Below are 19,089 nucleotides of genomic sequence, written 5' to 3'. Positions count from 1 at the left end.
GCGATTCTGGTTTCGGCTGGATTTCAATATATTTCCATTGCTTTACAGCGCGTTAATACCGACAAATATATGCAAACCCTTCATTATCGACCAACAGATAATTTCCGGGAATCCTGGTGGAGGCACAAAAAAGGCATACTGGAGGCTATTTTCAGCCAGGCGGAAGATTATCGGCTACAAGTCATATACACCCGGATCGACCGGAATGAACAGCAGGAACCACTGTTCCAGGACTACCATTTCCGCACTGGCAGCTACTTTTACCCAGCATCTACTGTCAAACTACCAGCCGCCATACTGGCCATGGAAAAATTTCGGGATTTAAATATTGAAAATTTAAATATTCATACCCCACTATATATTAATCCTATCCACGAAGTCAATCCGGGAGTAATACAAGACCGTTCCGCGGCATCAGGGCACGCATCCATTGCACACTATATCAAAAAAATATTCCTAATCAGCGACAATGACGCCTATAACCGTTTGTATGAGTTTATTGGTCAGGAGGCATTTAACCGGCGATTATGGGAAAACGGTTATAAAGACGTTCAGATCAGACATCGGGTGGGTCTTCCCCTTCATGAAGAAGCCAATCGGCAAACCAATGCCATGCAATTCCTGTATCAGGGGCAAAACATTTATGAACAACCGCCTGCTTACAGTCGCATAGTTTTTTCTCCCCGGGAAGACCGGATCGGGAAAGCCTGGTATGATCACAGAGGCGTGTTGCAGCAAGGTCCGATGGACTTCTCCATTCGCAATCGGCTGCCGCTGGCATCCCTTCATGATATAATGCGAAGTATTTTTTTTCCAGAGGCTGTAACAAATCAGCAGCGTTACCGTTTAACGGAAAGCGATTACGATTTTTTGTATCGTTGTATGTCGCAATATCCCGGGGAATCAATTGATCCTGTATATGACCCGCGTCAATATCACCAGGCTTATGTTAAGTTCCTGCTGTACGGTGGCAACAAGCTGGCGAACATCCCAGCAGATATACGAATATTCAATAAACCGGGATGGGCATATGGATTTTTGACAGACACTGCTTATATTGTCGACTTTGGAAATAATATTGAATTTCTTTTGTCAGCCACTGTCTATGTCAACAAAGATGGCATCCTGGGAGATGACCAGCTGGCGTTTGAAACCATTGGAAAACCGTTCCTGCAGGCACTGGGAGAAATGATTTACAAGATGGAGCTGGAAAGGCCAAGAAAAGTTACACCTGACCTAAGTCGCTTTCAACCAAAGGTCTAAGTCAAGAAAATTGAAAAAGCTAAATTTCATACAAAATAAAAACTGAGAGCAGATGCTAACTAAGAAAATGCGTATCGGGGCTATCGTTATGCTGATAGCCACCACCCTGGGAATGACTTCCTGTCTGAAGAACAATGTAGACGTTTCCAATCAACGACCTACTTTTTGGATGCTGTTAGCGAATGTATCCACTTATCCAAGTTCCATCAATCTGTATGAAAATGGAACCAAAAAGAACAAAACCGCACTCACTGGTATTATCAATGCCCCTATCGGCAACTATGGCGGTCAATACACCTATAAAATCACGAACGGTACTACAGATTCAGTACTGACACAGGTTGGCGCTCAGTTGGATAGCCTGCGCTACTATTCTTTATTTATCTATGGTTCCAATCCAATAAAATCCGCTATTGTAAGCACGGATCTGTCTAACTACAGCGCCAGCGCAGTGAATTTCCGTTTTTACAATATGTCAGAAAATGCAGGCCCTGTGGATGTGTTCCTGGGTAGCGTTAAAGTTGCGTCCAATGTAAGCTATGTAGGCAACAGCTTTGATCCTAGTCTGCAACTGATTACCAACCTGGTAAATGCAACTACCATCACTGTTAAGAAAGCAGGTACGGATGAAGTAGTGGCTACCAACAATTCCATCTCTGTAGGTTCCATGCAGACTGGCGCAGTGTACACTGGCTACCTGACAGGCAACGCTACCAGCACTGGCAACGATAAACCTAGCACCAACGTTATTTATGCGGCTTACTAAGCCCTGAAAATATTGCTACCAGCAAACGCAGAATGGACCGGACATCCGGTCCATTCTGCGTTTATACGGCACCTTTCCAGATCTTTCCGGGAAATTTTTCTTTTTTTTCTGTAGGTTTGCTCCGGTCAATCCTACATTTAGCTTATGAATCAACTTGCAGAAAGGCTCTCTCGTATTTCAGAGCCTCAGACAATCAAAATGGCCAAGCTCGGACGTGAGCTGAAAGCCCAGGGAATCGACATTGTGGACCTGAGTATTGGAGAACCTGACTTTAATACGCCCGAACATATACGCGAGGCTGCCAAGCAAGCCATCGACGAAGGATTTACGCACTATACGCCGGTTGCCGGTATCGCAGACCTGCGAGCGGCCATCGTACATAAACTGAAACGTGATAACGGTCTGGAATACACGCCGGATCAAATCGTGGTTACCACCGGCGCCAAGCAGGCCTTAGCCAATGCCGTACTGGCACTGGTAAACCCAGGCGACGAAGTCATCATCCCTACCCCTTACTGGGTAACCTACTCAGAACAGGTAAAACTCTGCCAGGGCGAAGTGGTATTCGTTCCCACCAGCATTGAAAACAATTATAAAATAACGCCAGCACAGCTGCAAGCGGCCATTACGCCAAAGACCAAGCTGTTCATGTTCTCGTCTCCCTGCAACCCTACCGGTTCTGTATATGCCAAAGAAGAACTGGCTGCACTGGCAAAAGTATTTGATAAACATCCTAATGTCTTCATCATTTCCGATGAGATATATGAATATATCAACTATGTAGGCGCACACGAAAGCATCGCTCAATTTGGAGACCTGAAAAACAGGACTATCGTGATCAATGGCCTCAGTAAAGGATTTGCTATGACTGGCTGGCGCCTGGGCTACCTGGCCGCGCCACTGGAAATCGCCAAAGCCTGCGACAAAATCCAGAGCCAGTTTACTTCCGCTACCTGCTCTATCACCCAGAAAGCTGCTGTCACCGCCCTCACCGGCAGTCTCAGCTCCGCTTATGAAATGGTAGCAGAGTTCAAAAAACGTCGGGAGTATATCCACGAAGCGCTGAAAGAAATACCAGGATTAAAAGTAAATGATCCGGAAGGAGCGTTCTATATGTTCCCGGATGTAAGTGCCTTCTTCAACAAATCCTTCGAAGGAGATACCATCAAAAATGCCGATGATCTGTGTATGTACCTGCTGCACCGCGCACATGTGTCTACCGTTACCGGCAGCGCATTCGAACAGCCAAACTGCATCCGCCTCTCCTATGCTACCTCTATGGACAAACTCCAGGCAGGGGCAGCACGCATGAAAGAGTGGCTCGGCAAACTGCAATAATTCAGGTTTTCCAATATGCTGGGGATTTTTTAATTTTCGGACTGTTTAACAGCGGGAATTAAAAAATCCCTTTTTAGTGACCATAGTTATATATAATTGTTTTCTATATTTGTATCTCAAAACCTGAATCAAGAAAATGGATACGCAGAAATTACTGTATATCGTACTTGCCGTAGGAGCTGTCTGGATGGTATACAGTACGTTTAAGGATATGTTCAAGAAGAAAGCTGACCAGCCATCGCAGGAACCAGCGGTAGCCTCTACCAGCGGCGATCGTAACGCCGTGCTGCCCCTGCAGTTGCAAGCTTATGAAAGAATGGCGTTGTACGTAGAACGTATTGCTCCACAGAACCTCATTGGTCGTATTTACCAGCCCGCTATGAGCGCTGTTGATATGCAAATAGCGCTGGTACATAATATCAAGGCAGAATTTGAACACAATGTTACCCAGCAGATATACGTGTCGCACCAAGCCTGGGATGCCGTTAAAACCTTGAAAGACCAGACTATTACTGTCATCAATCAGGTGGCTACAGGGTTAGGACCAGATGCGCAGGCACTGGAGCTCAACAAACATATTCTGGAAGTATTTCTGCAAGCAGGCGCCTCTCCTTCTGAGCTGGTGGCGGAGATCATCAATGCGGAAGCAAAAAAAATTATGAAATAACTGCAGTCATACTGCACAGCTGAAAAGGCTATCTGTTATGAATTACTTCATTCAACAGGTAGCCTTTTCCGTTGAAATGAATGTACAAAGGCTGTCCCAGGTACCAGGGAATCCCCTCCTGCCGGCGATGCACCTGTATATGCAAATGGGGTTCTGTACTGAATCCTGAATTTCCTATACAGGCCAGTGGCTGACCCACCACCACTTCTTCACCGTCCTTTACCAAAACGCTGTTCATGCGTAAATGTCCCATGAAAATATAAGTGCTATCCGTTTCCAGTAAAACCTGGTTGGTATTCTTAGGGCCTCTTTTCATGTTAGGAGGTATATTATCCGGGTTGTTACTATAGGCTCTGACTACGCGTCCGTTGCAGGGCGCATACAGCGTATCTCCGAAGATTTCATAGTCGGACAGCCGTTTGGAAAACACCTTGTCTGCCCTACCGCCAAAATGATTAAGCTTTACGATATCCATGGCATATACCGCTCCCCGCAAGCTAAAGTGAAATACATTGGTAGGCAATCCTTTTCCTCCTTGTAAAACGAAGTAATTTCCTTTTTTAAATGGAAAGGAAAGGTTCACCACTTTACTACTGCCAGTAGTACCTGTAAAGTAAAGTACAGAGAGGCCTGTCAGTAGCATAGCTAGTAAGAGGTTCGCGCGGAAACGCCAGGAAGACGGGCCTGCAGCGTTTTGCTTCTTCCTGAAAAATCCGGTAAGCAATAATAGCAACGCCAGTATGCCAAACACATCATCTGCATAGATGCTCAGATAAACCCAGGTGCCGTAGAGATAAATAAATGAAGCGAGGGAAATGCCTGTCAGCAGGTAACTATAAGATACCCTCAGGGAACGGCTTCCCGCCTTCCAGATCAGGCGCAGACTCACAAAAGCCAGTATTAAGGTCAACCCCAGTAAGGCGTAGATAATCATAGACGAAGTTAACTTATCTGCAAATATCAATATTTTTCCCAGCCACGAAGTACCGTAATAATTATGTAACATTGCAATGATACTATAGTTAAGATGGAAAAAAATATTCAGACCGATTCAGGCATCTCTATTGCACCGGTGTACACCAAAGAAGTGCCAATGCACGAACAGCCGGGAGAATTCCCGTTTACCAGAGGTATCCACGCTACCATGTACCGCGACAAGCTTTGGACCATGCGCCAGTATGCAGGTTTCAGTACAGCAGAAGCGTCGAACGCCAGGTATCATTACTTACTGAGCCAGGGGGTAATGGGACTCAGTGTGGCCTTTGATCTTCCTACACAGATTGGGTATGACTCAGATCATGCCATGTCCGAAGGGGAAGTGGGAAAAGTAGGAGTAGCCATCGATTCGCTGGAGGATATGGAGATACTGTTCAAAGGAATTGAACTGGAAAAAATATCCACCTCTATGACCATCAACGCCACAGGCTTTATCCTGCTGGCACTCTATATTGCACTTGCGAAAAAGCAGGGAGCTGACCTGAAACAAATTTCAGGAACAATCCAAAACGATATTCTGAAGGAATATGCTGCCAGAGGGACTTTCATCTACCCACCCAAGCCTTCTATGCGTATTATCACGGATATCTTTGATTACTGTAGCCGGGAAGTGCCCAAGTGGAATACCATTTCTATCTCCGGATATCATATTCGTGAAGCCGGCGCTAACGCTGTACAGGAGCTGGCTTTCACCCTTTCTAACGGGAAGGCCTATCTGAAAGCGGCGCTTGAAAAAGGGCTGAACATTAACGTATTTGCCAAACGATTGTCGTTCTTCTTCAATGCGCATAATCATTTGTTTGAAGAAGTAGCCAAATTCCGCGCTGCCAGACGTATGTGGGCACAGATCACCAAAGAACTCGGCGCCACCGATCCGAAGGCACAGATGCTGCGTTTCCATACACAAACCGGAGGCAGTACCCTCACCGCACAACAACCGCTGAACAATATTGTCAGGGTGGCCATTCAAACGCTGGCTGCCACTATGGGCGGTACACAATCACTCCATACCAACGGTTTTGATGAAGCCTTGTCGCTTCCTACAGAAGATGCGGCACGTATAGCCCTTCGTACACAACAGATCGTGGGTTTTGAAAGTGGTATTGCCGATACGGTTGATCCGCTGGCAGGCTCCTTCTATGTAGAAGAGCTGACCAACGAAGTAGAAAGCAAAGCCTGGGAACTGATTCATAAAATCGATGCCATGGGCGGCGCTGTCAGCGCTATTGAACAAGGATTTGTACAGGATGAAATTGCGAAGAGCGCTTACAAGTATCAAAAAGATATCGAGAACAATGAAAAAATAATAGTAGGCGTGAATAAATTTACGACTACAGACGATACCCCTCCGGAAGTATTCCGCGTAGACGACAGTATCCGGAAGGTGCAATCTGAGCGCCTCCAGGACCTGCGTTCCCGCCGTAATAATGAAGCCGTAAACGCTTTACTGACACGCATCCGCGCAGCCGCCCATACAGATGAAAACCTGATGCCATTAGTGGTGGAAGCGGTGGAACATCTGGCTACGCTAGGCGAAATTGCCGATGCATTACGCGCAGAATGGGGAGAATACCATTAAGGATAAAATATTTTAATATTAACTTGCCAAAAAAATAACTGCATTACTTTGATTTACCGTAATACTTGTCCGCTTTGTGGTTCCTCACAGATTCATGAAGTGCTTACTGCAAAAGACTACACTGTATCTAAAGAAAATTTCGGTATCTGGCATTGCGGAGGCTGTTCCGGAAGGTTTACTCAAAATGTACCGGATAGCGCCAGCATTGGCAAATACTATCAATCACAGGAATACATTTCTCACACAGAAACCCGGGAAGGTCTGATCAACCGCCTGTATCACAGCGTAAGAAAAATCACGCTGCGTTCCAAACAGAATTGGGTAAGATCCGCTACCGGTCTGAAACAGGGTAAACTGCTGGACATCGGAAGCGGAACTGGCGCCTTCCTCCATTATATGCAAACAAATGGTTGGGCGGTAACGGGCCTGGAACCTGATGATACTGCCAGAGAAAATGCCAAACAATTATATGGCATTGAAGCCCGTCCCATCGATCAGCTCTTCTCTCTTCCAGCAGCAGAATTTGATGCCATCACCATGTGGCATGTACTGGAACACGTACATGACCTCCACCCATATCTTGAACAGCTCCGTAAACTGGTAAAACCAGGCGGCGCTATCATTATTGCCGTACCGAACTATACTTCCCTGGACGCGGGCTATTATAAGGAATGCTGGGCCGCATACGATGTGCCGCGTCACTTATACCACTTCTCTCCCGCCTCTATGGAGTCCTTGCTGGCACAACATAACATCCAGGTGGTTAAAAAACATCCGATGGTGTTTGATGGCTTCTATGTAAGCTTGTTGAGCGAAAAATATAAAACGGGGAAAAGCAGGCTGCTGGCCGGTTTCTTCCAGGGCTTACGCTCTTACAGAAGAGGACTCAAAGAAGTAGACAGATGTAGTTCTATTGTATATGAATGTAAAGTCAACGCATAATAAAAGCCAGCTCGAATAGAGCTGGCTAAATTTTTTTATTCCGAAGCGCAGCACAAATGTGTTGCGCTTCGTTTTTACAGCGGAGCTGTTCACTTAGTTTACCAATTTCATCTCATCTACCAAGCGTTTGCAGCCGGCAAATTTATCTACGATAAACAGTACATAACGGATATCCACCATGATATTCCGACAGATAGACGGATCATAATTGATATCAGACATGGTGCCTTCCCAGGTACGGTCGAAGTTCAGACCAATCAGCTGACCATTGGCATTCAGTGCAGGACTACCAGAGTTACCGCCGGTAGTATGGTTAGACGCGATAAAACATACCGGCATTTTACCATTCACGCCATACTTGCCATAGTCTTTATTCTTATAAAGTTCTATCAACTTCGCAGGTACATCGAACTCATAATCTCCAGGAATATATTTTTCCATTACGCCATCCAGCCAGGTGTAATAATCATACTGAACGCCATCGGCAGGACTGTAACCATCTACTTTACCGTAGGTTACACGCAGGGTACTGTTGGCATCCGGATAGAAATTCTTCTTACCGGCAAATACATCCATTTGCGCCTGCATATAGGTACGTTGACGGTTATTGATATCCAGTTGCAGCGCATTTAAGGTAGGCGCTACTTTTTCACGGAAACCTTCGCGCAGTACAATGGCCAGCTGCACAGCAGGATCTTTGGCCAATGTGGCCAACGCTGCTTGCTGCGGCTGTTGCATAACGGCAGCCAGTTTATCATATGAAGTCAGGTTAGACGTCGCATATACCTGATCCGCCAATTTGCGGCTGTCGGTAAAGCTCGCCCAGCTACTATTGAAACGCGCACTGCGGAAATTCGCTGGTACTTTCGCTGCGTAGATATCCATCAGACTGATAAACACATCTTTATCAACACCTGCATTATAGTTCTGGTAGAAGGCCTTCATGGATTCCATGAATTTATCGCGCAGCGTGTTGTACTGGCCGGCGCCCTGGCTTTCCGCATCATCTGCCAGTGCAATCAGTTTATCCACTGCTGTCAGGATTTCGGTATTCTTCACCAGTTCATTGTAATAATCTCTTGCCTGAGCATATGGATTGATCTTGATATACAATTCATTCAAGGTATCCAGTACGCCTGCATACTGCTGTTTCAGCGCAGGATTTGCATTCAGCAACTGATTATAATTAGCTTCATAGCGCTGTTTCTTCGCGATACCGTCTGTCTTCTTCACACCCAGCATCTCTCCCTGCCATTTCTTCCATGCGTTGGCAGTAGAAGCATATTTCGCAGCATATTGAATTTTGATCTGCTCATTTTTACGCATGTAGCCATCCCAGATTTTCAGGGCAGCGTCGCGCATTTCCACTTTGGAGAAGTCCAGTACTTCCACCGTTTGTTTTACTGCTTCTGAAGGCAGATATTCCGTGGTACGGCCAGGGAAGCCCATTACCATAGTGAAATCATCCTTTTTCACTCCTTTCATGGAAATAGGGAGGAAGTATTTAGGCTTTAAAGGCACATTATCCTGGGAATAAGGGGCTGGTTTACCATCCTTGCCGGCATAGATACGAAACATGCTGAAATCGCCTGTATGACGCGGCCAAACCCAGTTGTCGGTATCCGAACCGAATTTGCCGATGGAAGAAGGAGGCGCACCTACCAGACGTACGTCTTTATACGTCTCCGTTACAAAGAGATAATATTTATTGCCTTCAAAGAAAGGCTTAATCATTACATCCTGCCAGGATTCTTTCTTCACCTCTTTTTTGATGATAGCCAGTTGTTTATCGATGACAGACTGTCTTTCCTTTTCTGTCATACCCGCTTTCACATTTTGGGTAGCAGCTTTGGTGATGTCGTCTATGCGAACGATGAAAGTAGCTGTAAGACCTGGATTCGGCAGTTCTTCGGCTGCTGTTCTGGCCCAGAAGCCATTGTCGAGGTAATTATGCTCCAATGAGGAATGCTTCTGGATAGCATCATAACCGCAGTGGTGGTTGGTCAGCAGTAATCCTTGTGAGGAAATTACTTCAGCAGTACAGAAACCGCCAAAGCTGACAATCGCATCTTTCAGGCTTCCTTTATTGATGTTATAAATATCTGAGGCGCTGATTTTCATACCCATACCCTTCATCTCTTTTTCATTGAGATTGGAGAGCAGCTGCGGTAACCACATTCCCTCAGTAGCATAAACCTGCTGCGTGAGTACTACAAGTACCAGCAGCATCCATGACTTCACTGATTTTAGCAACATATCTGATATTCTTTTAATAAAGCTGGCAATTTACATCATTCATCGACATAATACCGTTGTTTACAGAGTTAATAGTAGAATATTGACCGTTTTGAACCAAATTTCACAGGTGTATTAAATTTCTGTCGTGCATGATTCGGTTAAAATCTTCTGTTGTGCTGGCCCATCTGACGGGCTGGCTGCTGCTTATTAGTTTACCTCTGCTGTTTATCGGTGGGCAAACCGATAGCAATCGTGCACTTGCTATTTTATTTTCTCCGGAATTCTTTGTTTTCGTGATCACTTACTCTGCCCTTTTTTATTTTCATACCAATTTTCTGTTTCCGCAATTATTCTTCAAAAAACAATATCCGCTTTATTTTCTGTCCATCATTCTGTTATTATTGATGGTCAACCTGATGCAACCGTTTGATCATTTGTTCATGCGGTTTCCACATCCGTTGCCCATGCATCCGCCGGGAGGACGTCCTATGCCACCCGGATTCCCACCAGGGCAGGTCCGCATGCGGTTCCATCCGGATTATATCAGTTTGTTCCTGTTTATTTTAACGGTGGCATTGAGTGTGGCTATTGAAACGACGCATCGGTGGCGACAAACAGAAAAACGTGCGCTATATGCCGAAACCCGCAAAACACAGGCGGAGCTTTCGTTTCTGAAAGCGCAGATCAATCCTCACTTCCTGTTTAATACGCTCAACAATATATATTCGCTGGCTATTACCCACAACGAATTTGCCGCTCCCAGTATCATGAAGCTCTCCAATATGTTGCGGTATGTGACAGAAGAGAACAAGAATTATGTGTTGTTGCAGGGCGAGATTGGTTGTCTGACGGACTATATAGATCTCCAGCGGCTACGACTGAGCAAACAAACTAAAGTACAGTTTACCATCAATGGAGATCCAGGAGTGAAGTGTATTGCACCGCTGGTGTTACTGCCTTTTGTGGAGAATGCCTTTAAATTTGGCGTGAGTAACCATGATCCTTCAGAGATTCAAATTCAGTTGGACATAGCGGCAGATCAGGTACATTTTCAATGCACGAATCGCGTATTCCGATCATTACAGCAGGAAAACCGCACCGGCATTGGTATTGCGAATACCAAACAGCGACTGGAACATCTGTATCCGGAAAGATATCAGTTGAGTACTGAAAATCTTAATGGAAATTTTGTCGTTTCACTTATACTACAAGGACTTTATGGAGATAAAATACATAGTGATAGATGATGAACCGCCGGCACATCACGTTATTACTACGTATGCCCAGAGGTTCCCGGCCATGCAATTACTCCAAACCTTTGATGACGGCATCGCTGCGGCAGATTGGTTACGGCATTCCCAACCGGATGTCATCTTCCTGGACATTAACATGCCGGATATCAGCGGTCTTGAACTCGCGCATGCCATTGGCAAAGGCCCCATGATCATCTTTACCACCGCTTACAAGCAGTATGCGTTCGAGGGATTTGAATTGAATGCGGTAGACTATCTGTTGAAGCCTGTTAGCCAGGAACGATTTGAGCGGGCAATGGAAAAAGTTTTTTCCCTGATGCAACAGCAACCGGCAGAAAAAGAAACAGATCACATTGTAGTACACTCGTCTTACCAGGTATTAAAAATCAATACCCATCGGATAAAATATATTGAAAGTCTGAAAGACTATCTGCGCATACATCTGCATGATGCGCCGCCAGTGATGACCTTAATGACGATGAAGAAAATGATGACTTGTCTTCCTGCAGATAAATTCAGCAGAATACATCGTAGTTTTATTGTAGCTGTCAGGGAGATACGATCTATTAGTAACCGCCGTGTGAAAATGAATTGCGGGATGATCTTACCTGTTGGCGATAGTTATATACAATTTATGAAAGAATGGAAACAACCCTGAAGTTATTTCCTATGCGCTGATACGAATGGTATGGATCATATCATACCCTCCATTTGTATTGGCTGTCACTTCTGCTAGTTCGGCATATAGCGAATCTGCAAAGATGCCATCTGCACTATTTCTTGCCACCGAAGTATTTTGCCCGTGAGCGGCATAGAGATTTGTTTTATATACAATGGTATTAATATCGTCCGGGAAGGCGATTTGTGTAGTTACTTTAAGTGTATTATTGACGTATACCTGTGCATGGATATGCGTAATTCTGCCAGTATACCAACCGGGATAGATGGTGGCAAACTTCACTTGTCCATTGGCATCTGAAGACTGAATCCCTCTGCAGAAAGTAGCGTTTTCATTATTCTGCGTACCTAGATATCCAATATTCGTATAGCCGGAATAGTAACCATCTTTATCACAATGCCAGATGTCCACCCTTGCATTTTCCAGGGGTTTGCAGTTATTGTTTACGTTTAGAATATTGATGATCACATTAAGGGGAATACCTGTTTTACCTTCCGTAATATCCATATGTGTAATAGAATTATTTCTGCTGCTGTATAATGGATAAGGTCCATCTGTTTCCTGTGGAGAATTAGCGCAGGCGCTGTTATTGCTGTTGGCGCCCGTTTCTCCGGAAGTGGATTTATCGCTGTCATTTTTCTTACAGGCGCCGAAAACAGTAGGTATTGCCGCTGCGCCTATGACCAGGTTTTTCAGGAATTTTTTTCTTGATTGTTCCATGTGTGTTCTTTTTATTCAAAGATTCTTTGTCATGGAGACAAAAAGAAAAAAACTAGATAAACCGTATAGAAGTATCGTTAGATAGTGAATAGGGAGATGCAACCAAATGTGCTCGACAGATTTACACCCAAAATAAGTCTGGGGAAACCTGGGCTGCATCTCCCAATAATTTTTAACCCTGCAAACGATTAGTTATACAGATATTTCAGTGCAATGATATCATTAGCATTGAAAGTGCGGTTACCACCGTTAGAGCAAGCCAGCATCCAGGAGTTAGGATCTGCTGCGCTAGGAGTACCAGGGATCTGGATAGCGCCTACGCCAGCACTACCTTCGTTGGTAGCAGTACCGCCGCAGCTGTAAGCACGGTTCATGTAGTCAGTATGACGCATACCGATACAGTGACCGATTTCGTGCTGAATAACAGAACCTACATACAGAACATTAGGGTTAGAACCATAAGCTGCTGCGTTGGTGTTCATCTGAATCAGGTTGTAAGGAGCGCCACCGCTGGTTGGGAAACCAGAAGAACCTAAAGTGATGTAACCACCGGAAGGACCTTGGTTAAAGCCCTGGATAGTAATGGTAGGAGTACCAGAGGTAATGCGTTGGAATTTGATACGCAGACCCAGCGCATTGTAGCGGGCGATTGCGGTATCAGTACCAGCAATAAATGCACTACCCAGGCCAGTTACCAGTACAGTAATAGTACGAGGCAGACCAGTTACCAGGTTAGTAGTACGATACTGTTCAGTGTTTGCTACCTGTAAGGTAGGACCACTAACTTTTTGTGACAGTTGATCATGAGAAAGGAAGATGTCACCTTCTACGATCACACCACCATCAGTAGCATGTACATCGCTTGTAGAGAAGCCATAGGCTTTGATCTGGGCTAACGTTGCATCACTAACTTCCTGTGGTTTGGATTCAGTGGTGCTGTTATTTTTGTTACAGGAAACAATGGCAAATACAGCCATCAGGCAGAAAAGAACACTAAGTGTCTGCTTTTTCATAGACTCAGATTTTGGGTTTTTAGAATAAAAAAAACTATTCCTGACTCCTGTTTTTTTAAGAACAGGCAGATCAATACATCGACAGTATGGAACTATCATTCATGGAGGATACACAGTGAGGACTATAGTGCTCTACAGTGCTAGTTTGCTCAAATAACGGGCTCTCAGATTTATCAATAATAGTGCTAAGCAAAACTACAGCTCACGCGGTTTTATCCAAAAACGGCAGCTTTCTTAATGATTGGTGATGATTTAAAATAACCAGTCCGACTGGTTCTCAGATTTGCTCTTCTTATAAGTTAACTAACGCTAAATTGTTGTGCGATCAAGCTCAGATTTTGTTGACGATTTTCATTTACAAGTTATGTTACCAATATTACAACTTTCATTGAATTTAAAAAAAACATTTTACAAACTCACAGAAAAAAATTGGGAAGCACGTTTTATTTCTATAGTTTTAAGAACGTTTGAAGCCAAATAAATCACCGCTTTTTTGACTTTCCCGCATGAACAACTATCTGCCAAAACTCCCTTCCCTGCTTATTTTCCTGTTGCTTTGCCGCATTATGGCCGCTGCCCAGGATGCAGGTGGAACCGACAGCATGCGATTGCGTTACAGTACCCAACACCCTGCCGACACAGTCGCTCCGTTGCCAGGCGTCCTTTACCTCGTGAAGTTCAACAAATCCGTACCCGTGCTAAAACTGTCTCCGTACGGACTCCTGAAAGTACTCAGTAACAATTGCTTTATATTATCTGCCGTTCCCTCAGACCCTCACCTGAAAAAAAATATGGTCTATGCCGATATCGCCAATTGCAACTGGAAGGCCAGCGATAACCTGGTAACAAGTATAACGCTCCTCCCTGCAACAGATAGTATAGCCGTTCAGGTTAGTTTCAAAGATTCCCTCACCGCCATGACCATGGCCCGTATTAGCAATTATCGGAAAGACTATCACACGGCGGTCGTTAAACTCGCAGTGGCCGACTGGCCCGCATTCATTTGTCAGGAACAAATCCATTTTGCAGACCAGGTCAGGAAAGCAAGAATAGAAATGATTGTTAACACTGCCAATCCATACGTCAACAGGATCAATGTAGCCCAACAACTTTTCCCCGATTTCAACGGAAAAAGTATAGCCGTCTCCGTTAAGGAAGATCGCTTTGACACCACCGATATTGATCTTGCCGGCAGAATTATTTACAATCCGGATGCTTCCAATACCGTCACCTCGCATGCCAGCACCATGGCTACTATAATTGCGGGAGCCGGGAATACAGGTGCATTGGGACTGGGAGCCGCTCCAGCCGCCGGCATTAGTAGTTCGGATTTTAATAAAAGTCTGCTCCCCGATACCAGCACCTACTATCGTAATTATAACATTACCATTCAGAACCACTCCTACGGTACGGCTATAGAAAACTATTACGGCGTTGAAGCGGTGGCCTATGATCAGCAGATTGCTTCCGCTGACACAATTGTACATGTGTTTTCCGCAGGTAATATTGGTACACAGGCTCCTGCTTCAGGGGCTTATCAGAATCTCGTGTATGCGAATCTCTCCGGCAATTTCAAACAAGCAAAAAATGTAATTGTCACCGGTGGTACAGATGCTGATGGCAGATTCATTTCCCTCGCCTCTCATGGCCCCGCCTATGATGGTCGTATAAAACCGGAGATCTCTGCATTCGGACAAGATGGTACTTCCGGCGCCTCGGCTGCAGTAAGCGGCGTAGTAACAATGGTGCAGGATGCATGGCGTCAGCAACATTTCAGTGCGATGCCTTCTGCCTTACTCAAAGCCATCCTACTCAACAGTGCCAAGCGCCCTTTCGGAACAATGCCGGACTATAAAATCGGTTTTGGTAGTTTGCATGCCGCCCATGCCTTGCAAACCCTTCAGGATAAAAGATATATCGTCGGCGCAGCCACCAACAATAACACTACGACAACAGATATTACCATTCCTGCTAACACACAGCTGGTAAAAATTACCCTTTGCTGGAACGACCCTGCTGCAGCTGCCAATGCGCCTAAAGCACTGATCAACGACCTCGATCTGCGTGTGACTGGCACGGATGGACAAACCTATCTGCCATGGGTCCTTAACCCCTACCCTAATGCGGATTCCCTTGCTGCTGCCGCCAAACGCGGCGTAGATACCCTCAACAATGTGGAACAAGTGACCATTGATAATCCATCCGCAGGCATTGCGCACATTGCAGTACAAGGCAAACAACTAAGTGGCAGGCAGTCGTGGTACATCGCCTATGAATTTGTTCCCAAACAAACTTTTGTATGGCAACAGCCTACTACCAATACTTTACTAACCGCCAATACGGATGTTAATTTCTATTGGGAGACTACCTATACCGGCAATGGAGATGTTTCGTATAGTCTTGACAGTGGTCGCACCTGGAGTACAATTATCTCGGGACTTCCTGTTACAGCGGAACACCTGGCCTGGTTCACACCTGCCGTTTTCAGTAAAGCCATGCTGAAATTTCAGCTACCGGATACGGCATTTATCTCACCGGCATTTGGCATTTCCCCCATGATTAATATCAATGTGGGCTTTAATTGCAGCGACAGCGTCTTACTTTCCTGGAGTGCGGTTACCAATGCATCAGCTTATCAACTGTACACTATGGGTAAAACGGCTTTGCAACCGTATCAGCAGGTTCGTGATACATTCATCATATTAGCTAAATCCAGGCTTAATTCCACCTATTTCGCCGTTAGTCCGATACATATAGCCGGATGGGAAGGACAACGCGGCTATACGCTCGATTTTACGAAACAGGGGGTCAGTTGTTATGTGCGTGCCCTGGTGGCCGACAGGACCTCCGATAATTTCGTACAGCTTACGCTTTCACTGGCCACGGAATATCAACTGCAAAGTATTGCCTGGCAACGTTATAACGGTAAAACATGGGAAACGCTGCAAACGATTCCTACCAATGGCGGGCTGCTATATTATTACACGGATCAGCAAACCTGGGAAGGTATTATGTATTACCGGGTGAAGCTGACCACGACAGATGGTCGTATTATTTATTCTGACGTATCTATGGTGCAGTTGAATATATCCGGGAATATTCTGTTATTCCCCAACCCTGTTGTCAGTACCTTGGGTATTATGGATCCGCAGGTAAGAGCAAGACAGGTAGTTATCACCGATATGAGCGGAAGAGTGAGAATCAGGGCTACCATCACGAATACTTTGGAAGGCATTAGTGTGGCGGAGTTGCCGGCGGGGACGTATACCTGTGTGATATACTATAATGGCAGCAGGATATTTTCGCGGAAGTTTGTGAAACAGTAAGATAATATCTTCTTGAAATAGAAAAGCCCTCGCAGATGCGAGGGCTTTTTCGTGTATGCTTAATTAAGTATGTAAACATTACAGGTGGATCGCTTCGCCGTAAGCTACTTCGATCGCGTCTTTTACAGACTCGCTCATAGTAGGGTGTGGGTGGATTGAATCCAGTACTTCCTGGTAAGTAGTTTCCAGTTTGCGTGCAACTACTGTTTCCGCGATGATTTCGGTAACGTTCGCACCGATCATGTGGGTACCCAGCCATTCGCCGTATTTCGCGTCGAAGATTACTTTTACGAAACCTTCTGGTGCGCCTGCAGCGGTAGCTTTTCCGGAAGCAGAGAATGGGAATTTACCCACTTTCACTTCGTAACCAGCTTCTTTAGCTGCTTTTTCGGTATAACCTACAGAAGCTACTTCAGGAGCGCAATAAGTACATCCAGGGATGTTCATATAGTCGATGGTAGCAGGTTTGTGAGCGTATTTCTTCTCGTTGTAAGCGATAGCTTCCACGCAAACGATGGCTTCTTTAGAAGCAACGTGAGCCAGTGCCTGACCAGGAACCATGTCACCGATAGCATAGATGCCAGGAACATTGGTTGCATAGTATTTATCAACGGTTACACGGCCTTTATCGGTTTTAACACCTACTGTTTCCAGACCGATGTTTTCGATATTAGCAGCGATACCAACAGCGCTCAGTACTACATCCGCTTCGAGGGTGATCTCGCCGGTAGCAGTTTTAACTTTCGCTTTCACGCCGTTGCCTGCACTTTCTACAGATTCAACGCTGGCGTTGGTCATAATATCGATACCTTTCTTTTTGTAGATTTTTTCCAGTTCTTTGGAGATATCTTCATCTTCCACTGGAACGATGCGTGGCATGAACTCTACGATGGTAACTTTAGTACCCATAGTAGCGTAGAAATAAGCGAATTCCACTCCGATTGCACCGGAACCTACTACGATCATGGATTTAGGCATTTCAGGCAGTACCAGCGCTTCGCGGTAACCGATTACCTTTTTACCATCGATTTTCAGGTTAGGCAGTTCACGTGCACGTGCACCTGTTGCCAGGATGATATGTTTAGCGTCGTATGCAGTAGCTTTACCGTCTTTGTCGGTAACTTCTACCTGGCCTTTGGCTTTTACTTTACCATTGCCCATCAACACATCAATCTTATTTTTCTTCATCAGGAACTGAACGCCCCTGCTCATTTTATCAGCAACGCCACGACTACGTTTGATCACTGCCGGGAAGTCCACCTGTGCATCCGCAACGGAGATACCATAATCTTTGGAATGCTGCATATATTCAAATACCTGTGCAGATTTTAATAATGCTTTAGTAGGAATACAGCCCCAGTTTAAACAGATACCACCCAGGTTTTCTCTTTCCACGATAGCGGTTTTAAATCCCAGCTGAGAAGCACGGATAGCAGCCACATATCCGCCGGGCCCACTACCAATTACGATTACGTCGTATGCCATATTGTTTATTTTTTATTGAAACTTGCCAAAGGTAGAAATTAATTGTGAATTCCGGTATTTGGAATTAATTACCTCAGGTCTACCACTTCTACACCAGGATATTTCTTCGCATCAAAGATGAATGTTGCGTCGGTAACGGGTGCATTAGGGGTAAAATTCGTGATTTCGTAGGTGTAATGATTGCCATTTTTCTCAAAAACCTTCATTTTGGCAATATTTTGGGCTTTTTTGTCCACAGAAACGATCACTTTAAAGATATTTTTAGATTTATCTGTAGGCGTCATTTCAATGTTCTGAAGCACTTTGCCCTTTTCAGTGGTTTCCGGATTCAGGCGATAGAGGAAGTCTTTATCGTAGAAATTGGTGAACAGCTTGGCTGGAGTAATGGCTCCGCCGCTCTGGTCTACGTTGTTGATGGTAACCTCATTGACATCCTTTGCATATGTCCAGGAAGTTTTATTATCGCTGATGATCTCCTGGCCATCCATGGTCACCTTATATTTAGGGCCTTTCATATACACCGTACCCTTCTTGGAGTCGGTTACACTGTTATTGGCTCCTTCTACTTTCAGGACGAAATTGGCGACTACGGATTTCAGGGTCTTAAATTTGGCGCTTACTCCATCCAGTATAGTCTTGGCCTTAGGGTCGTTCGCAACCTTGCTCTGCGCCTGTACCATACCGCCGAAAATAATGCCGCTCAGCAACATTCCTGTTAATACAAATTTCTTCATCGTAGTTCTTTTTTATTTGCTGACCTATCTTGTCAAATGCTATGCCGATAGGTCATTAGTGTCATTTTTGCTGCTCAAAATTCGGATATT

General features: G+C 45.0%; 15 protein-coding genes. 9 read left to right on the top strand and 6 right to left on the bottom strand.

Annotated elements, in window-relative coordinates; genetic code table 11:
* Nucleotides 1-69: 69 nt before the first annotated feature.
* The 4 genes from CLV59_RS04555 to CLV59_RS04540 all read left to right on the top strand — a co-directional run bounded on the left by CLV59_RS04555 (nucleotide 70) and on the right by CLV59_RS04540 (nucleotide 4,034).
* Complete coding sequence (locus CLV59_RS04555; protein WP_146616125.1) at nucleotides 70-1,263, top strand: serine hydrolase; 1,194 nt, start codon at nucleotides 70-72, stop codon at nucleotides 1,261-1,263.
* A 52-nt stretch (nucleotides 1,264-1,315) separates the two neighbouring features.
* Entirely contained in the window at nucleotides 1,316-2,029 is a 714-nt protein-coding gene (locus CLV59_RS04550) for a DUF4397 domain-containing protein (RefSeq protein ID WP_111590804.1), read from the top strand.
* 144 nt (nucleotides 2,030-2,173) lie between these two features.
* Entirely contained in the window at nucleotides 2,174-3,367 is a 1,194-nt protein-coding gene (locus CLV59_RS04545; RefSeq protein WP_111590803.1) for a pyridoxal phosphate-dependent aminotransferase, read from the top strand.
* A gap of 136 nt (nucleotides 3,368-3,503) precedes the next feature.
* Nucleotides 3,504-4,034 (top strand): DUF7935 family protein, encoded by a 531-nt coding sequence (locus CLV59_RS04540; protein ID WP_111590802.1) that lies wholly within the window; start codon nucleotides 3,504-3,506, stop codon nucleotides 4,032-4,034.
* A 28-nt stretch (nucleotides 4,035-4,062) separates the two neighbouring features.
* Here the strand turns inward: CLV59_RS04540 and CLV59_RS04535 are convergent, their stop codons facing one another.
* Entirely contained in the window at nucleotides 4,063-5,040 is a 978-nt protein-coding gene (locus tag CLV59_RS04535; RefSeq protein WP_111590801.1) for a M23 family metallopeptidase, read from the bottom strand.
* A gap of 21 nt (nucleotides 5,041-5,061) precedes the next feature.
* Between CLV59_RS04535 and CLV59_RS04530 the strand changes: the two genes are divergently transcribed.
* Nucleotides 5,062-6,609 (top strand): acyl-CoA mutase large subunit family protein, encoded by a 1,548-nt coding sequence (locus CLV59_RS04530; RefSeq protein ID WP_111590800.1) that lies wholly within the window; start codon nucleotides 5,062-5,064, stop codon nucleotides 6,607-6,609.
* 48 nt (nucleotides 6,610-6,657) lie between these two features.
* Entirely contained in the window at nucleotides 6,658-7,551 is an 894-nt protein-coding gene (locus CLV59_RS04525) for a class I SAM-dependent methyltransferase (protein ID WP_245950770.1), read from the top strand.
* Nucleotides 7,552-7,644: 93 nt separating this feature from the next.
* On the opposite strand, the gene CLV59_RS04520 is transcribed toward CLV59_RS04525, so the two are convergent.
* Nucleotides 7,645-9,807, bottom strand: a complete 2,163-nt coding sequence (locus CLV59_RS04520; protein ID WP_111590798.1) for a S46 family peptidase — start codon at nucleotides 9,805-9,807, stop codon at nucleotides 7,645-7,647.
* A gap of 131 nt (nucleotides 9,808-9,938) precedes the next feature.
* Here CLV59_RS04520 and CLV59_RS04515 point away from each other — a divergent pair, with 131 nt between their 5' ends.
* Both CLV59_RS04515 and CLV59_RS04510 read left to right on the top strand, forming a co-directional pair.
* The gene (locus CLV59_RS04515; protein WP_111590797.1) at nucleotides 9,939-11,036 is read left to right on the top strand and encodes a sensor histidine kinase; all 1,098 of its coding nucleotides are present in this window, start codon (nucleotides 9,939-9,941) and stop codon (nucleotides 11,034-11,036) included.
* Nucleotides 11,008-11,700 carry a LytR/AlgR family response regulator transcription factor gene (locus CLV59_RS04510; RefSeq protein ID WP_170137644.1) on the top strand — a complete coding sequence of 231 codons (693 nt, stop codon included), beginning with the start codon at nucleotides 11,008-11,010 and terminating at the stop codon, nucleotides 11,698-11,700. The genes CLV59_RS04515 and CLV59_RS04510 overlap by 29 nt, the downstream gene beginning before the upstream one ends.
* Nucleotides 11,701-11,709: 9 nt before the next feature.
* On the opposite strand, the gene CLV59_RS04505 is transcribed toward CLV59_RS04510, so the two are convergent.
* Together CLV59_RS04505 and CLV59_RS04500 are read right to left on the bottom strand one after the other, a co-directional pair.
* Nucleotides 11,710-12,441, bottom strand: a complete 732-nt coding sequence (locus tag CLV59_RS04505; RefSeq protein ID WP_111590795.1) for a dioxygenase family protein — start codon at nucleotides 12,439-12,441, stop codon at nucleotides 11,710-11,712.
* Between the two features lie 188 nt (nucleotides 12,442-12,629).
* Entirely contained in the window at nucleotides 12,630-13,454 is an 825-nt protein-coding gene (locus CLV59_RS04500) for a M57 family metalloprotease (RefSeq protein WP_211323722.1), read from the bottom strand.
* Nucleotides 13,455-13,960: 506 nt separating this feature from the next.
* Here CLV59_RS04500 and CLV59_RS04495 point away from each other — a divergent pair.
* Nucleotides 13,961-16,780: a S8 family peptidase gene (locus CLV59_RS04495; protein ID WP_111590793.1), complete on the top strand. Its 2,820-nt coding sequence runs from the start codon at nucleotides 13,961-13,963 to the stop codon at nucleotides 16,778-16,780.
* Nucleotides 16,781-16,858: 78 nt separating this feature from the next.
* Here CLV59_RS04495 and lpdA read toward each other — a convergent pair whose 3' ends face one another.
* The gene (gene lpdA, locus CLV59_RS04490; RefSeq protein WP_111590792.1) at nucleotides 16,859-18,265 is read right to left on the bottom strand and encodes a dihydrolipoyl dehydrogenase; all 1,407 of its coding nucleotides are present in this window, start codon (nucleotides 18,263-18,265) and stop codon (nucleotides 16,859-16,861) included.
* Between the two features lie 68 nt (nucleotides 18,266-18,333).
* Nucleotides 18,334-18,999 carry a LolA family protein gene (locus tag CLV59_RS04485; protein WP_111590791.1) on the bottom strand — a complete coding sequence of 222 codons (666 nt, stop codon included), beginning with the start codon at nucleotides 18,997-18,999 and terminating at the stop codon, nucleotides 18,334-18,336.
* Nucleotides 19,000-19,089: the final 90 nt, after the last annotated feature.

It is taken from the genome of Chitinophaga dinghuensis (assembly GCF_003259435.1).
Taxonomy (GTDB): domain Bacteria; phylum Bacteroidota; class Bacteroidia; order Chitinophagales; family Chitinophagaceae; genus Chitinophaga; species Chitinophaga dinghuensis.
Note: the sequence above shows the minus strand (reverse complement) of the source record. Positions and strands in the feature narration are given on the sequence as shown.

Bases quoted from the DNA above. Each gene is read 5' to 3' on its own strand.
- CLV59_RS04495 (WP_111590793.1), top strand. From the start codon at position 13,961: ATGAACAACTATCTGCCAAAACTCCCTTCCCTGCTTATTTTCCTGTTG.
- CLV59_RS04535 (WP_111590801.1), bottom strand. From the start codon at position 5,040: ATGTTACATAATTATTACGGTACTTCGTGGCTGGGAAAAATATTGATA.
- CLV59_RS04540 (WP_111590802.1), top strand. From the start codon at position 3,504: ATGGATACGCAGAAATTACTGTATATCGTACTTGCCGTAGGAGCTGTC.
- CLV59_RS04510 (WP_170137644.1), top strand. From the start codon at position 11,008: ATGGAGATAAAATACATAGTGATAGATGATGAACCGCCGGCACATCAC.
- CLV59_RS04550 (WP_111590804.1), top strand. From the start codon at position 1,316: ATGCTAACTAAGAAAATGCGTATCGGGGCTATCGTTATGCTGATAGCC.
- CLV59_RS04485 (WP_111590791.1), bottom strand. From the start codon at position 18,999: ATGAAGAAATTTGTATTAACAGGAATGTTGCTGAGCGGCATTATTTTC.
- CLV59_RS04555 (WP_146616125.1), top strand. From the start codon at position 70: ATGCAAACCCTTCATTATCGACCAACAGATAATTTCCGGGAATCCTGG.
- CLV59_RS04520 (WP_111590798.1), bottom strand. From the start codon at position 9,807: ATGTTGCTAAAATCAGTGAAGTCATGGATGCTGCTGGTACTTGTAGTA.
- lpdA (WP_111590792.1), bottom strand. From the start codon at position 18,265: ATGGCATACGACGTAATCGTAATTGGTAGTGGGCCCGGCGGATATGTG.
- CLV59_RS04545 (WP_111590803.1), top strand. From the start codon at position 2,174: ATGAATCAACTTGCAGAAAGGCTCTCTCGTATTTCAGAGCCTCAGACA.
- CLV59_RS04500 (WP_211323722.1), bottom strand. From the start codon at position 13,454: ATGAAAAAGCAGACACTTAGTGTTCTTTTCTGCCTGATGGCTGTATTT.
- CLV59_RS04515 (WP_111590797.1), top strand. From the start codon at position 9,939: ATGATTCGGTTAAAATCTTCTGTTGTGCTGGCCCATCTGACGGGCTGG.
- CLV59_RS04530 (WP_111590800.1), top strand. From the start codon at position 5,062: ATGGAAAAAAATATTCAGACCGATTCAGGCATCTCTATTGCACCGGTG.
- CLV59_RS04505 (WP_111590795.1), bottom strand. From the start codon at position 12,441: ATGGAACAATCAAGAAAAAAATTCCTGAAAAACCTGGTCATAGGCGCA.